Origin of the sequence: Gilliamella sp. Occ3-1 (assembly GCF_001690655.1) — a bacterium.
Classification (GTDB): domain Bacteria; phylum Pseudomonadota; class Gammaproteobacteria; order Enterobacterales; family Orbaceae; genus Gilliamella; species Gilliamella apicola_P.
This window is the reverse complement of sequence record NZ_LZHQ01000022.1, coordinates 37066-52598: the sequence shown is the minus strand read 5'-3', so window position 1 is coordinate 52598 and position 15533 is coordinate 37066. Positions and strand designations below refer to the sequence as shown.

General features: G+C 33.7%; 12 protein-coding genes. 4 read left to right on the top strand and 8 right to left on the bottom strand.

Translation table 11 applies throughout. The features are described 5' to 3' along the window. Nucleotides 1–37 precede the first annotated feature (37 nt). The 3 genes from dgt to amtB all read left to right on the top strand — a co-directional run bounded on the left by dgt (nt 38) and on the right by amtB (nt 3435). Nucleotides 38–1534 carry a dGTPase gene (gene dgt, locus A9G43_RS06205; protein ID WP_065607539.1) on the top strand — a complete coding sequence of 499 codons (1497 nt, stop codon included), beginning with the start codon at nt 38–40 and terminating at the stop codon, nt 1532–1534. 260 nt (nt 1535–1794) lie between these two features. Further along, on the top strand, nt 1795–2133 hold the full coding sequence (glnK, locus tag A9G43_RS06200) for a P-II family nitrogen regulator (RefSeq protein WP_065607537.1): 339 nt from the start codon (nt 1795–1797) through the stop codon (nt 2131–2133). Nucleotides 2134–2154: 21 nt separating this feature from the next. Then, nucleotides 2155–3435 (top strand): ammonium transporter AmtB, encoded by a 1281-nt coding sequence (gene amtB, locus A9G43_RS06195; protein WP_065607535.1) that lies wholly within the window; start codon nt 2155–2157, stop codon nt 3433–3435. A gap of 121 nt (nt 3436–3556) precedes the next feature. Here the strand turns inward: amtB and A9G43_RS06190 are convergent, their stop codons facing one another. The 5 genes from A9G43_RS06190 to fdhD form a co-directional block, all read right to left on the bottom strand. After that, complete coding sequence (locus A9G43_RS06190; RefSeq protein ID WP_065607533.1) at nt 3557–4033, bottom strand: hypothetical protein; 477 nt, start codon at nt 4031–4033, stop codon at nt 3557–3559. A gap of 1128 nt (nt 4034–5161) precedes the next feature. Then, entirely contained in the window at nt 5162–6109 is a 948-nt protein-coding gene (locus A9G43_RS06185; protein WP_065607531.1) for an EamA family transporter, read from the bottom strand. Between the two features lie 174 nt (nt 6110–6283). Further along, complete coding sequence (locus A9G43_RS06180; protein ID WP_065607528.1) at nt 6284–7522, bottom strand: nucleoside permease; 1239 nt, start codon at nt 7520–7522, stop codon at nt 6284–6286. 58 nt (nt 7523–7580) lie between these two features. Further along, nucleotides 7581–8399, bottom strand: coding sequence for a purine-nucleoside phosphorylase (locus tag A9G43_RS06175; RefSeq protein WP_065607526.1), 819 nt, complete (start codon nt 8397–8399; stop codon nt 7581–7583). 292 nt (nt 8400–8691) lie between these two features. Beyond that, nucleotides 8692–9498, bottom strand: coding sequence for a formate dehydrogenase accessory sulfurtransferase FdhD (gene fdhD / locus A9G43_RS06170; protein ID WP_141674040.1), 807 nt, complete (start codon nt 9496–9498; stop codon nt 8692–8694). 183 nt (nt 9499–9681) lie between these two features. Here fdhD and A9G43_RS06165 point away from each other — a divergent pair, with 183 nt between their 5' ends. After that, entirely contained in the window at nt 9682–10212 is a 531-nt protein-coding gene (locus A9G43_RS06165) for a DedA family protein (RefSeq protein WP_065607522.1), read from the top strand. On the opposite strand, the gene mscM is transcribed toward A9G43_RS06165, so the two are convergent. The 3 genes from mscM to A9G43_RS06150 form a co-directional block, all read right to left on the bottom strand. Continuing rightward, complete coding sequence (mscM, locus tag A9G43_RS06160; RefSeq protein WP_065607520.1) at nt 10209–12827, bottom strand: miniconductance mechanosensitive channel MscM; 2619 nt, start codon at nt 12825–12827, stop codon at nt 10209–10211. The genes A9G43_RS06165 and mscM overlap by 4 nt on opposite strands. A 4-nt stretch (nt 12828–12831) precedes the next feature. After that, nucleotides 12832–13680: an archaetidylserine decarboxylase gene (asd, locus tag A9G43_RS06155; RefSeq protein ID WP_065607518.1), complete on the bottom strand. Its 849-nt coding sequence runs from the start codon at nt 13678–13680 to the stop codon at nt 12832–12834. 257 nt (nt 13681–13937) lie between these two features. Then, nucleotides 13938–15350 (bottom strand): sodium:proton antiporter, encoded by a 1413-nt coding sequence (locus A9G43_RS06150; protein WP_065607516.1) that lies wholly within the window; start codon nt 15348–15350, stop codon nt 13938–13940. Nucleotides 15351–15533: the final 183 nt, after the last annotated feature.

The following is a 15533-nucleotide window of genomic DNA, read 5'->3' as shown; positions in this document are numbered from 1 at the left end:
TTAAAACAATTTGAGTGATTAAATTAGGGATGAAACCATGATCAACTTTAACCAAAAAATCAATTATCAGCGTTATGCTAGCAAACAGCGTGAAGCTCTGTCTGATGAGTACTCAATAGTACGTTGTTTTGAAAGCGATCGTGGACGCATCATAAACTCAGCCGCTATTCGTCGCCTACAACAAAAAACGCAAGTTTTTCCATTAGAACGAAACTCAGTAGTTAGAACAAGACTTACTCACTCTATGGAAGTGCAACAAGTTGGGCGATACATAGTCAAAGAAATCGTTAATCGCCTAGGCAATGCTGGAAAATTAAAAAAATACGGGCTTGATAATTGTATAATGGCGATTGAAAGCCTAGTTGAAATGGCTTGTTTAATGCATGATATTGGTAATCCTCCATTTGGTCATTTTGGTGAGGCTGCCATTAATAAATGGTTTACTCTACGTTTAGGTCTTGGAAAAACAACAGATTATCGACTTCTAGAAATAAATGATAGTGATAAAAAAGAAATAAGAGTACTTAAAACTAAAATCCGTCAAGATTTATCAAGTTTTGAAGGTAATGCACAAGCAATTCGTTTAGTGCATACAATATTACGCCTTAATTTAACTTACTCTCAGATTGCTTCAATTATGAAATATTCTAAACCAGCTTATTGGTCTAAGCCGGTACTGCCAGAATTTTCTTATTTAATGAAAAAAGCAGGTTATTATTTATCAGAAGAACCATTTATTGAGGAGTTATCTAAACAGCTTGATATCAAACCATTTCATCGTTATCCATTTACCTATATCATGGAGGCAGCCGACGATATCTCATATTGCATTGCCGATCTAGAAGATGCGGTTGAAAAGAAAATTCTAACAGTAAAACAGCTTTATACTTACTTAGCTGAGGCATGGGGACCGATTAAAAAAGGTGATCTTGATCTGTTTGATACCGTTGTCAATCGCCCTTATGAAAATCTAAATCAAAATGGATTTGATGCGATAGGAATCGACCAATTTTTTATGTACCTACGTGTCAACACTATTGGCAAATTGGTACCACATGCTGCTGAACGCTTTATTGAAAATATTGAAGAAATTTATCACGGCTCATTTAATCATGCCTTACTTGAAGATCATGGTGCAGAATATAAATTACTCAATATTTTCAAAACAGTTGGACTTAAACATATATTTAATCATGAATCGGTTGAAAATATTGAACTTCAAGGGTACCGAATTATTAGTGGATTACTCGATATTTATAGCCCACTGCTTGATATGCCTACCAACGACTTTTTGAAATTGGTTGAGGATAAACATCACAAAAATTATCCTATTGAAACTCGCTTATATCATAAATTATCCTCAAAACATTGTGTCGCTTATAAACAAGCAGTTAACAAACTCAATATAAATAAAGCGGAAAATTTTGCGTGTATGGAATTCTACTATCGATGTCGCTTATTGCAGGATTACATTAGTGGCATGACAGATCACTTTGCTTATGACGAATATCGCAAGTTAATGGTGACATCCTAGATCCTATTAATTTTTATAACAGCTAAGCACCACTAATATGCATTGGCACTATATTAGTGCGCTGCTAAATAATAATAAATCTAATTAACTATTTGTTATATTTTGTTTTAATCCTTCGAACAGAACCGCTGAACCGTGATTTTATAACAACTATATTTTTTATAAATTCAGCTGCAATAGCTTAATTTCATTTAAGTTAACTTTTTTGGCACATTCTTTGCATAATTTAATCTGTAACTCACAATTTTTAGGAGCGATGGATGAAATTAGTTACTGTAGTTATAAAACCTTTCAAATTAGAAGAAGTTCGAGAAGCCTTATCCAATATAGGTGTTACAGGATTAACTGTTATCGAAGTTAAAGGTTTTGGACGACAAAAAGGTCATGCCGAACTTTACCGTGGTGCAGAATATAATGTCAATTTTCTACCAAAAGTTAAAATTGATTTAGCTATTAGAGATGATGAACTTGACCAAGTTATTAGTACAGTTACTAAAGCAGCGTATACGGGCAAAATTGGTGATGGAAAGATTTTTGTCACTTCACTTGAACATGTAGTGCGTATACGTACTGGTGAAACCGATGACTCGGCATTGTAATTGATTGTTAAGGAAATTATTATGTTGAAAAAAATTATTCTCTTTTTAGTTATTTTATTCTCAAGTTCAGCTTTTGCCGAAGGAGCTGCCATAGTTGATAAAGCGGATAACGGCTTTATGATGATCTGTACCGCCCTAGTACTTTTTATGTCGGTGCCAGGGATTGCTTTGTTTTATGGTGGATTATTACGCTCTAAAAATGTGTTATCGATGTTAACACAAGTGCTGGTAACTTTTTCGTTAATAGCGGTGCTATGGATTGTTTATGGTTATTCACTTGCTTTTGGTGAAGGGAACTGGTTTTATGGTAACTTTAATCATTTTCTATTAACAGGGATAGGTATTACAGATGTGTCAGGATCGATTTACGAGCTAATTTGGATAGCATTCCAAGGATCATTTGCTTGCATTACTTGTTGCTTAATTCTTGGTGCTTTTGCTGAACGAATTCGTTTTCCAGCAGTATTAATATTTATGGTGTTATGGTTTACATTTTCATATATTCCCATAGCGCACATGGTATGGGGTGGCGGAATTTTAGGTGATGAAGGCGCACTTGATTTTGCTGGCGGTACTGTAGTGCATATTAATGCTGCGATTGCAGGAATAGTGGGCGCTTATCTGATCAAACAACGTATTGGTTATAATCGTGAACCACTAAAACCATTTAACTTACCTTATGTCTACCTTGGAGCTGCTATTCTTTATATTGGTTGGTTTGGCTTTAATGCAGGATCATCAACGCATGCAGATGAAATCGCAGGTTTAGCCTTTATTAACACTGTTGTAGCAACAGCAGCCGCGGTTTTGGCATGGACATTCGCAGAATGGTTTTTACGAGGTAAACCATCCTGCCTTGGCTCGGCATCGGGAGTGATAGCGGGATTAGTTGGTGTAACACCAGCGGCAGGTCTTGTTGGTGTAGGTGGTGCTATGTTAATAGGACTTATTTGTGGTTTTGCTGGTGTCTGGGGAGTATCAACACTCAAAAGAATTCTAAACGTTGATGATACATGTGATGTATTTGGTGTACACGGCGTATGTGGAATTGTGGGTTGTATATTAACTGGTATATTTATATCAGAATCGTTAGGAGGTATTGGTTATGCCGAAGGTATTACAATGGCAACTCAAGTAGGAATTCAATTGATGAGTGTTATTACCTGCGTAGCATGGACTACAGTGGTTGCTTATATTGCTTATAAAATTGCAGATATCACTGTTGGTTTAAGAGTATCAGAAGAACATGAAAGAGAAGGTCTGGATATTAATAGCCATGGTGAAAGTGCTTTCAATAGTTAATCCGTAAATAAACTTTCATTAATTAAAAAATCATATATAAAAAGGATTTAAATTAAAAATAATTTACAGGGAAATGTCCCTGTAAATTACTGTTTTTATTAATTATTGTTAAGATAAAATTTTAATCATCCCAAAGCATAATTGCATTATCTTCAGTCAAGATTAAAGGTGGAGCAAATAGATATTGTTTTATTTTAGTCGGTAAAATTCGCATATCATTAAAATTAAGTTGGAATTCAGGGTAAAGATTAGCGATTTCCTTTATTCTTTTCTTTAGCAATCCTTTAATTTTATTGGATTCATTTGTGATAGCTATTTCCTCTTTTAGCATTCCAATTTGTTTTTGATGATGTTCTGACTCAAATATTTCATGAAAAACAAAAGAAAAACCTCTTTTATTATTGCTCTTATCACTATCATGACATTCTCTATATTCAGGATGATGCAATTTAAGTTCTTTAACACGCAAAGCAATAATTTCGTCAATATGATCAGTGTAATAATTTAATGTGGGATCCAAATAAGCCAGAGTTCTGTGTTCAGGTATGGAATTATTACTATGTACTAAGGTAAATAAAGGTTTTTTATATATCTTCATTTTGTAACTTCCTTTTTATTAAAATAAAAAGATAACAAGACCTTAATAAAGAAAGAGGTTGTTAATTTTTATGTAAAAATGTTTCAGGTTGACAAAATACTTAAATATGAAAATAAACAAAAAATTCAAATAATTAATAATATTTTATTAGATATTCAAATAAATGAATTAAATCTCAACTCAAAAAAGCATAGAAAAATAAACACTGCTAGAAATGACTACTATTAGAGAAACGAAACAGTCTAATTTACTTATAAAGCCTGTTAAAAGGTTAATTACGGCATTTTATTAAAACAGCAAAACCCTTTACTTATTACTAGAAAACTAAATAAGCGATGACTACCTATTTTCAATAACGGACTAATACTATTAAAAATAGTCTCTTTATATTAAGACAGATTTAATTTAGGAAAGTTCAAAAATATTGTAGATTTAATTTTTTTGTTGAAGATTTTTATTATATTTTCGCAGAAAAGTAAACCATAGAACGCCCCCAATATACTATAATAATTTTTAATATATTTGACTATTAAAGCTATTCAGAATAAGGCAGAGTATAAAATCATTTATTTTTTGATAATAAATAGCAAGATCGGCCAAATTATTAGACGATTATAGTTATGGTGACGATAGTTGGTTTTTCAATGCCTTTGGATATTATAAATAATAAACCTAATATATAGAAATTACTCGCTTCGTTTACAGTAATTTCTGGGACTAAAGTAATTGACATACTTTAATTAAGATGTGGTGTACACTTTTTAGATTCTATTTCTGTAAAAATATTCAGGAATCTATACCATTTAGTAATTAATTTATATATCGTTCTATCTATTCGTTAAAACGTGTGATAACTACCATATCAATCAAAAAGCACAAAAACTGCTTATTCACAAACAAATGGAAAAGATGAAAAGAGTGATACGTACTTTGATAAAGATGAAGCATAATCAGCAAATAGTTAGCAATTCAACATATACAAACAAAATTTTAAGTGATTTGTAAGATTAATGCCACATAAAGCAATTTTAAATAAAATGCCTTATGAGGTTTTAGAGGACAATTTTAACTATGAAATGTAAACAATTCAGTATTTTCTTACATTTTAAGTCAAAAAAGTCAGATAAACTAACTATTTTTCAAGTTTGCTTTTTTAATATGCTTTAAGTTAGGTAAAACAATTGCCAAAAGAATAATACCCACTCCAATCCATTGATTAAAATGGACCGATTCGTGTAAATAAAAATATGAACAAATGACTGCTACAGGCAGCTCTGTTGCCGACAAAATGGCACTTAATGAAATCCCAATTCTTGGGATTCCTACCGAAAACAAAAAAGGTGGCAATACAGTACCTAGCAATGCTAATAAAAATCCTAATTGATACAGTTTGTCGCTAATATCAAGTCTGAAGAAAAATAAAGGTGGAAATATCAAAAAAGTAACAATACATGCACCGGTAATCATCAACGCACTTTTTTCAAGCTTAGGTAATTCGTTACCAATATTGCTGCTAGTACTAATAAAGAGTGAATACATTAGTGCTGCTAAAAAACCAAAAAAACAACCAGTCAAATTTAAACTAATATCTTGATTAAAAATACCTGCTGCTAGGCAGCTACCTAAAATAATTATAATAACCGCTGAAAGTTGAATAATACTAGGTTTATTCTTAAATATAATAAAATCAATAAAGACACTAATCCACAAATATTGCATTAATAAAATAATTGCAATTGATGCAGGCACTAGTTGTACGCATTGGTAATAACAAATACCGACTAATCCAGGAAATAGACCAACAGCACAGATCTTCCATTTTTTTGTCAATTTTGTATACTTTTCTGTTGGAGTTGTTAATCGTGTGTTTGTTGATGTAGATACTTTTGGGGAGCGTATTATTTTGACAATAAAGTGAATACTCCATAACATTAACATTCCCAAAAAACATTGGATACCAGTGACTTCACCTAATTTATACCCGTTTTGATAAGCCGTCTTAACGATAGAAGATAGTACACCAAAGCTACATGCACCTAATAAAACCAGTAAACCGCCTAAAAATTTATCTTTCATATCTAAATCTCGTAACAAAAAACAACATTGCCGATAATTGTCGGCTAAAAAACACAATAAAAGACATCAGATGAAGGATCATACAATTCATCTCCCGGTGTCTTTTTAATAAATTAATCAAATTACAATGATAATTAATATTTCAAATATCTATTAATCTAAACGGATAAGTGATTATGCAGCACACTTACTTTTAGTATGGTCATAATTAAATGAATAATAAAAAACAATACCTAACACAAGTGCATATGTAGCAAAAATTAGCCAAATTGTTTGCCAATCTTTAAGACCATCATGTGTACACATGTCAACAACATAACCACTTAAAATCGAGCCAAAATAAGCGCCAATACCATTAACCATGGTCATAAACAGTCCTTGAGCACTGGCTCGAATATTTGAACTGACTTCTTTTTCAATGAAAATAGAGCCTGAAATATTAAAAAAGTCAAATGCACAGCCGTAAACGATCATTGAAAGCATTAATAGCACAAAACCAAAAGGTGTTGGATCACCAAATGCAAATAAACCAAATCGTAAAGTCCAAGCAATCAAGCTTATCATTATGACTTTTTTAATACCAAATTTTTTGAGGAAAAATGGGATGGTCAAAATAAATGCGACTTCAGCCATTTGTGAAACTGATAATAAAATAGCAGGGTATTGTACAATTAAGCTATCTTTAAATTCTGAGACTTTACCAAAATCATGTAAAAAAGCGCCACCAAAAGTATTAGTGATTTGTAGTATCGCACCAAGTAACATAGCAAAAAGAAAAAAAACAGCCATAATGGGCTTTTTGAATAACACAAAAGCATCCAATCCTAAATAAGAAACCCAAGACTGTTTTTGACTTTTAGATACAGTAATATTTGGTAATGTTGTACTATAAACAACAAGTACAACGGATGCTGCGCAGGCAACATAGAGCTGAGCATTACTCAACTCGAATTTGCATAAACTAATTGTCCACATTGCAATGATAAAACCAACAGTACCAAATACTCGTATTTTAGGGAAAACGGTTACCGAATCTAAGTTATGTTGAGCCAAACAGTGGTAGCTAATAGAATTAGATAATGCAATAGTTGGCATAAAAGCTAACGCATTGCCTAACATTACCCAAAATAAAATAGCTGAATTATTAACTGATGCAGCATAAAAAAGCGCAATAGCACAAACAGAATGACAAAGCATATATAGATATTTAGCCTGTAAAAATTTATCGGCAATAATACCAATAATAAATGGTGTAATTAATGCCGCTAAACCTTTGGTACTAAAAATCATAGATACTTCAACACCAGAAAAGTGTAAAGTATTAAATAGATAAGCACCAAAAGTGGCTAACCAGCTTCCCCAAATTAGATATTGGAAAAACATCATTATTTTCAATCTATTCTTTATGTTCATTGTTTATTCCTAAAATAAAGTGAACTTTTTATAGAAAATTACCAATAAAAAGTATTGGTTAGAAACGTGCAATCGTTTTTGTTATTAGTTGTAAAAAAGTTGATTTAACGCGTTCTGCTGTCTCTATAACTTCTTCGTGTCCTAATGGTTGATCTAAAATTCCGCAAGCCATATTAGTTAAACACGAAATTCCAATGGTTTTAATGCCTGAATGGTGTGCGATAATTGCCTCGGGTACAGTTGACATACCAACTGCATCGGCACCTAAAACACGAATCATTCTAATTTCGGCAGGTGTTTCATAAGTTGGACCTGTCCACCAAGCATAGACACCTTGTTGTAAGGTAATATTAAGTTCTTTGGCTACATCAATTACTGTTGAACGCAATTGCTTATTATAAACCTCACTTACATCTAAAAAGCGCACACCTAAATCAGGGTTATTTGGTCCAATAAGAGGACTGTTGGCAGTAAGATTAATGTGATCGGTGATCAACATTAAATCGCCTGGTTTAAAACTCGTATTGACTGCACCACATGCATTAGTGATAATTAATTTTTCAACACCAAGCATCTTCATCACACGAACAGGGAAAGTAACTTGATCTAACGAAAAACCTTCGTAATAGTGAAAGCGTCCTTTCATTGCCACAACTGTTTTGTCTCCGCATTGGCCAATGACTAATTCATTTGCGTGGCCAACGGCTGCTGATTTGGCAAAATGTGGAATTGTGTCATAGGGAATATGAACAGCATCTTCAAGAGTGTCGGCAAAAGGTCCTAAACCTGAACCAAGAATAATTCCAATTGTTGGTTTTTTGTTTGTATGTTTCTGAATAAAATTAACGGTTTGTTGAATGTCTAAAGTCTGATGCATGATAGTATCCTTTCAAAAAAAATTAATGCTAAGCTAAAGTAAAATAGGTGAATATAATAAAACAACGATAACCTATTGCTTAGCTTAATTGGGTAAAAATCCCATAAAATAATTAAAAAACAAAATAATTTTTGTTTTCGGCATATATTATGATGATCTTCGTTTCATAAAGGAAGATGCGAATTGATATATCTTAGAATGAATTAGAAAAATTTCTTTTTTATTTTTATTATTCAATATATTAAATTTAGATTAATTTAATCACCATAAATGAAAAATACAAAAGATTTTTTTAGATAAGACGATCATCGCCAGAATAGATCACGCCTTTATCGCCTCTAAAAAAACCCAATAAAGTTAAATGGCACTGTTTTGCCAAATCAACGGCCATTGAGGTTGCTGCCGAAACCGCTAACAAAAATTTTACACCACACTTGGCCGTTTTTTGCACCATTTCGTAGCTGGCGCGGCTTGAAACCAATACCACACCATGTTGATAGCTAGGATTATTAGGCAATTGCATTGCTCTAAAACCAAGCAGTTTATCTAATGCGACATGCCGGCCGATATCTTCAAACCCTACCATAAATTGTCCTTTCAAATCTAGCCATACAGCTGCGTGCGTGCAACCAGTTTGTTTACCAACTTGTTGAACATGCGATAAATAGCTTAAGCTGTCACTAAAATCTGCTAAATCAATCTGGCTTATTAATGGTAAAGTAGGAATATCTTGGCAGACTTGCTCTATCTGCTCAGTACCACAAATACCGCATCCTGTTCGCCCAGTTAAATTACGTCGTTTTTCTTTCAGCTCGCTAAAGCGTCGTGACGAAAGTTCGATCTGTACTTCTATGCCTTTGGGAGTATCAATAATATCAATGCCATAAATATCATTAACCGAATGAATAATATTTTCCGTTAACGAAAAACCAATGGCAAAATAATCCAAATCTTTTGGTGTTGCCATCATCACTACATGTGAAATTCCGTTATAAATTAAAGCAACTGGCTTTTCGATAGCTAACATATCAGGTTGAAAATGTTGTAACTTACTGTTTTTAAATTTACGTACTGGAATTGATTTAACACCGATCGCCATTAATTGCCTCTTGCTAATTTGGTTATAATTAAGACTGCTATCAGCACAAGATCAACCATTAATAATTCTAAAATGTTAACGTAGTGTAATATTTTATCAATAGATAGCGTGCTCAGCACTTAATAAGCAATATTATGATAAAATAGTTCATCATAAGCAATTGATAATTCATAAACTAACTCTATGTCATTACAAGAAATCACACAGACTATCATGCAGTTTATTGAGCACCATCAAGTTTGGGCATTACCCATTATATTTTTATTGGCATTTGGTGAATCATTGGCAATTATCTCGCTTTTAGTGCCTGCAACGGCTATTTTATTAGGGGCAGGGGCTTTAATCGGTGGAGGAGCAATATCATTTGTACCCGTATTAATTGCCGCTTCGGCAGGTGCTGTTTTTGGGGATTTACTGTCTTATTGGTTGGGTAAACACTATCATCAACAAGTTATTGCCTCATGGCCACTTAATAAGCACCCTAAATTAGTTTATCGTGCTGAGCAATTCTTTCAGCGTTATGGAACGTTAGGGGTATTTATAGGTCGATTTTTTGGACCACTACGAGCCATAGTCCCTTTAATTGCTGGCACAATGCATATGCCAACCACCAAATTTAACCTAGCAAACATTGCTTCAGCACCAGTTTGGGCTTTTGTATTGCTTGCGCCAGGAGCATTTGCCGTGCCTTGGTTAGAAACTCTTTTTGGTTAAAGTGTACCGATGGTATAACTGCGACGCCCACTCTTGCGTCCCAATGCTTCTAAATTGGTTTGCAATGGTGGGAATGGTAGCATTAAATGATGTTTACGATAAGCTTCAAGTATCAATTTATGTATAGCGCTTCGCAGTAACATTCGGTGTCCCATTTCAGCAGCAAAAACACGTAATTCAAACAACTGAATGCCTTCTTGGATATCTACTAAAAATACTTGTGGTTCAGGATCGTTAAGCACATATTCACATTCGTCTGAGGCTTGTTGTAAAAGTTTGATAACCAAATCACTATCAGCATCGATAGTTGCAGGAATGGTTAATACAATCCGAGTGATCGAATCTGATAACGACCAGTTCACCAATTGTTCGGTAATGAAAGCTTTATTGGGCATCACAATTTCTTTACGATCCCAATCGACGATGGTAATTGCGCGAGTATTAATTTTGGTGATATTACCTGTCAAATCGCGAATTGTCACCGTATCGCCAATACGCACAGGTTTTTCGAATAAAATGATTAAGCCAGAGATAAAATTAGCAAAGATCTCTTGTAAACCAAAACCTAACCCTACACCTAATGCGGCAATTAACCATTGAATTTTAGACCAGTCAATACCAATAAACGAAAACGCAATCATACAGCCTATCATCAAAGTAATATATTTTGAAACTGTGGAAATAGCATACCCCGTTCCCGGTGCTAAATCTAAATGTTGCAAAATGCCTAACTCCAACAAAGAGGGCAAATTTTTGACCAACTGTATGGTAATTGTCATCACTAAAATTGCAATACATACTGCGCCAAGGGTGATGTATTGTTCGATTTCGGTTCCATTAACAATGGCACTGGTTCCCCAAAGTTTAATATTATTCATAAAAGCAAAGGCCGAATGCAGTTCAGACCATAGCAAAATCATACTAATTAGCGCAATCATCATAATAATCGATCTGACTAAATGTAATGATTGAGCACTAATGACATCTAAATCAATAACAGGTTCATCAACACTTTCGTTAAGTGAATTGAGATCATCTTCATGTGATTTGGCTCGTTGCATACGCTCTAAGCGACGTTGCTTGGTTCGTTCAAATTCAATACGGCGTTTTTGGATCCACATCCAACGGCGAATCATAAAATAAATAACTAACAGAGCAAACCAAATAATGACAGAAGCTTCAAGACGCCCTAATAGTACTTGAGCTGTCGAAAGATAACCTAAACAAGCCGCAATGATAGCTAGCCATGGTGCACTTAATAAAATAAACCACAAAATATGGCTTAATAAATTATCGCCTGCTCCTTTTTTATCAATATAAAGAGGAACTTCAGCACGATGGATAGAGTTAGTCATAAACACCAAAGCAAAGCAAAGAAAAATAAACGACGTTCGACCAATTGTGGCTGCAAATTGGTGATTATTATATTGATCAAAACTCATCACTATCATTACTAGTGGAATTACAAGCCAAATTGAAAGTTGATAATATTTCATTGCCGAGCGTACACTACGTTCTGACCAACCAAAATGGGTAATAAACAGCCCATTGGATGATGCAAAATGGGCTGAAATAATAAATACCCACAAAATAGGCGCTGCTGCATTCACGCCATAACCTAAGGCAAATGCGACAGGATAATCTGAATTAATCTGTAAAGCATAGCCAAATACCGCCCACAAAATTGGTATAGGTAAGGCCATTATTAATGAAAATATAATTACTTTTAATGTTAAAGAATAGCTATCTTGTGTTATTTTTCCCACACGGCTAGCTGATTTGTTTAAAAAAGTATTATATTTAGCACGCATTTTAAAGTGTGCAAACACGAACAGCAACGATAAAATAATTAAAAATAACGTTTTTGGAGAACTAAGTACTTCAACGCTAGCATTATAAAGTTGCGAAATTGTATCAACAGAAAAAACCATATAAACAACATCTTTAGCTAAATCGATTGGATAATTTAACGATATTGGATTCACATCTGCTACCCAGAAAAAATATCTGTGTGCGGCATCGTTTACTTCGTCGATCGCATTAGTTAATTGCTTATTGGCAATTTTTAATTTAGTCAACTCTAAAATGGTAGTGTCAGTTCCCGAAATAAGAGTCTTAAGTAATTCGTTCTGTTCCCGAATTAAACGACGATATTGTGTTGCTTCTTTGACACTGTCAAGTGAATTTGTTAACATTGGGTAATCGTCCAAAGACGTTAAAATATTACTATAATTAAGTTGTTGAGCCTTTGCCTCGGCAATTTCGGCATCAAGTGCTTGTGATTTAGGTTTCTCAGGCAAACGCAATAATTGTTGACGTAAGGTTTCGCCCAAAGCGGTCGAAAAACTTAACCACTCCCCTTGTTCATCAAGGGTTGCCAGTGTATTTTGTACATGTGAAATTTGTGTAGTAATATTGTTCTGTTCATTAACAATACTAGTTAGATGTGCTTTTTGTAACTCCATATTTTGTCTGAGTTCATCATTTTTATCATTTAACTGGTGAACAACTAGCGAAAGATCATCCTCATTGTTAATGATTGGCGTGGTTTCTTCGGCAAAGGTCAGTGAAGAAAACAACACAGCAACAAAGCACATGACACCACGAGTCCACATAACGTTATATCCTATCAGCTAATTTTTGGCCTACACGCGTAACTTCACCTACTTTGAGTTGATTATCAAACTCAATTGAATTTGACGCAAATAGCGTAATTACAGTTGAACCTAATTTAAAGCAACCTATATCTTGCCCTTTAGTTAATTTTATACCGTTGGCATAAGTCCATCGTTTCATAATTCCTTCTCGCGGAGGGGTAATAATGCCTTCCCATTGCACTTCTATGCTACCTACAATGGTTGCACCAACTAAAATTTGTGCCATTGGACCTAATTCGGTTTCAAACATACAAATTACACGTTCATTACGAGCAAAAATATTAGGAATACTTTCGGTTGTAGCCTTATTAACTGAAAACAGTGAGCCAGGTACATAAATCATCTCACGCAAAATACCATCGCAAGGCATATGAAAACGGTGATAGTCTTTAGGTGATAAATAAATGGTTGCATATAAACCATTTTTAAAATATTTGATCATATCTGAATGACATGCAAGCAATGATTCTAAAGAATAAAAATGCCCTTTAGCCTGTAGCAGTTGTGTATCTTGAATAGTACCGAACTGACTAATTACACCATCAGCAGGCATAACAACTGTACTATCAGTAGTATCAATTGGGCGTGCATCTTCGTTTAATTCACGAGCAAAAAAGTCATTAAAGGTTTTAAACTCTTTTAAATCGTTAATTTTTGCTTCACTCAAATCCACTTTATATAATTTACAAAAAACCATAATCATCCATGTAGTAATTTTCCCCAATTGTTTTTTTGCCAGCCAACCCAAAAAAACAGTTAATAACTGTTTAGGAAGAAGGTACTGAATAATTGCTTTTAATTGATTTAACATATATATCTCTCAAAATTATGTTAGGAATATTTCATTATACCAAGATTTGTACACAAAGTGTAAAATGACTAAAAACAGTAATACATGATGTGCACATTAACTACTAGAGTTTTAAAAATTTATAAATATTAATTTACAGTTTATATGAAATGAAGAATGCTGCTATTTAGTTATATTTTATCTTAAAGTAAAAAACAACATAACAGAGTTTTTACAGTATCAGAATCACTTTAATTTATGCTTGTTAACAGTCTAAATTAAAAGAACACAAAAAACACCAAATTATCAATAATAAACACTGGTATTAAAATACACACAGACCACTTCATATAACTAAAAAAGCTTGGCATGTTAATTTTATTTTGAATTGCAATGCTTTTGACCATAAGGTTAGGTGCATTACCTATGTAGCTAAGAGCTCCCATAAAAACCGAACCCATTGAAATAGCGAGTAAGGTTTTTTCTAGTATATTCATTAAAATAGTGGCATCGCCCGAAGCTAGATTAAAGAAGACCAAATAAGTGGGGGCATTATCTAAGAATCCTGATAGTAGACCTGATAGCCAAAAATACATGCTATTAATCGGTTGTCCATGTTCATTTGTTACTAGTGATACAATTGGGGCTAATGCACCATGGCTACCTGCTCGTAAAATAGCAAGTACAGGGACGATAGTAATAAAAATCCCGATAAACAGCTTAGCAACTTCAATGATAGGCTCCCAATTAAATTCGTTACCGGCACGTACTTGTTTAGGGGTAATTAATATAGAAAATAGGGTAATCATGATAAAAATAATATCACGAATTAAATTTTGTAAAGCAATATGTGTTCCTAAAACCGTAAAATTAACCGATGAATGCCAAATACCAGACATTAACACGCAGGCAATAATGATTGCCAATAAAAAGATATTGCTTACACCATAAACCTTAATAGCGCTAGCTTTTTTAGCCGAAGTTAACGTAAGCGAATCACCATATTGCGTACGAAAGTAGTAGCAATCAATCTTATAATAAATTGCTAATAACAAAATTGAACTAAACAAAACTGGCAACAACATATGTTTAATTGTCCATCCAAAATTAACACCTTTTAAAAAACCAATAAATAAAGGTGGATCGCCCAGTGGTGTCAAGCCTCCGCCAATGTTTGCTACTAAAAAGATAAAAAAGACAATGGTATGTACGGCATATTTACGATTGCGATTAGCTCTAATTACAGGTCGAATCATTAACATAGCTGCGCCAGTAGTGCCCATGAGTGACGCTAACAGTGTACCTATTGCAAGCAAACCAACGTTTAGTTTGGGGGTGCTAAGCACATCGCTCTTAATTAAAATCCCTCCTGAAACGGTAAATAGTGCAAGCAATAACAAAATGAAAGGAATATATTCAGCTATAATTGCATGAGCAGTAAGATTGATGGTGGTTTGTAGACCAAAAGAATATAAGGCAAACAGTACAAACAGCATTGTCCAAAAAGTAATAATTTTGCCATAATGATAGTGCCAAAGCCGCGACAGAAATAGCGGCATTAATGCAATAGAAAGTAAAATTCCCACAAACGGAATACCCCAAAAGAGTGATAGATTATGACCACTAAAATCCATAGCAAAAAGATCAAAAGGCATTATGGTTAAGGGGATAATGGGTACAAGGGCTTTCATTTCGCATTTGTTTTTGTTTTTAAAGTGATGAAGGATTATAACAAAGTGTTTTTAATATATCGAATTTTAGAATTTTTGAGGGAGGTGACACTATGCAACAATGGTTATGCGGTTATGCTGGAAATTTAGTTGTATAAAACTAAAAAACGTCAGGTTCAGGTAGAGTAAAAAACAACATTCCAC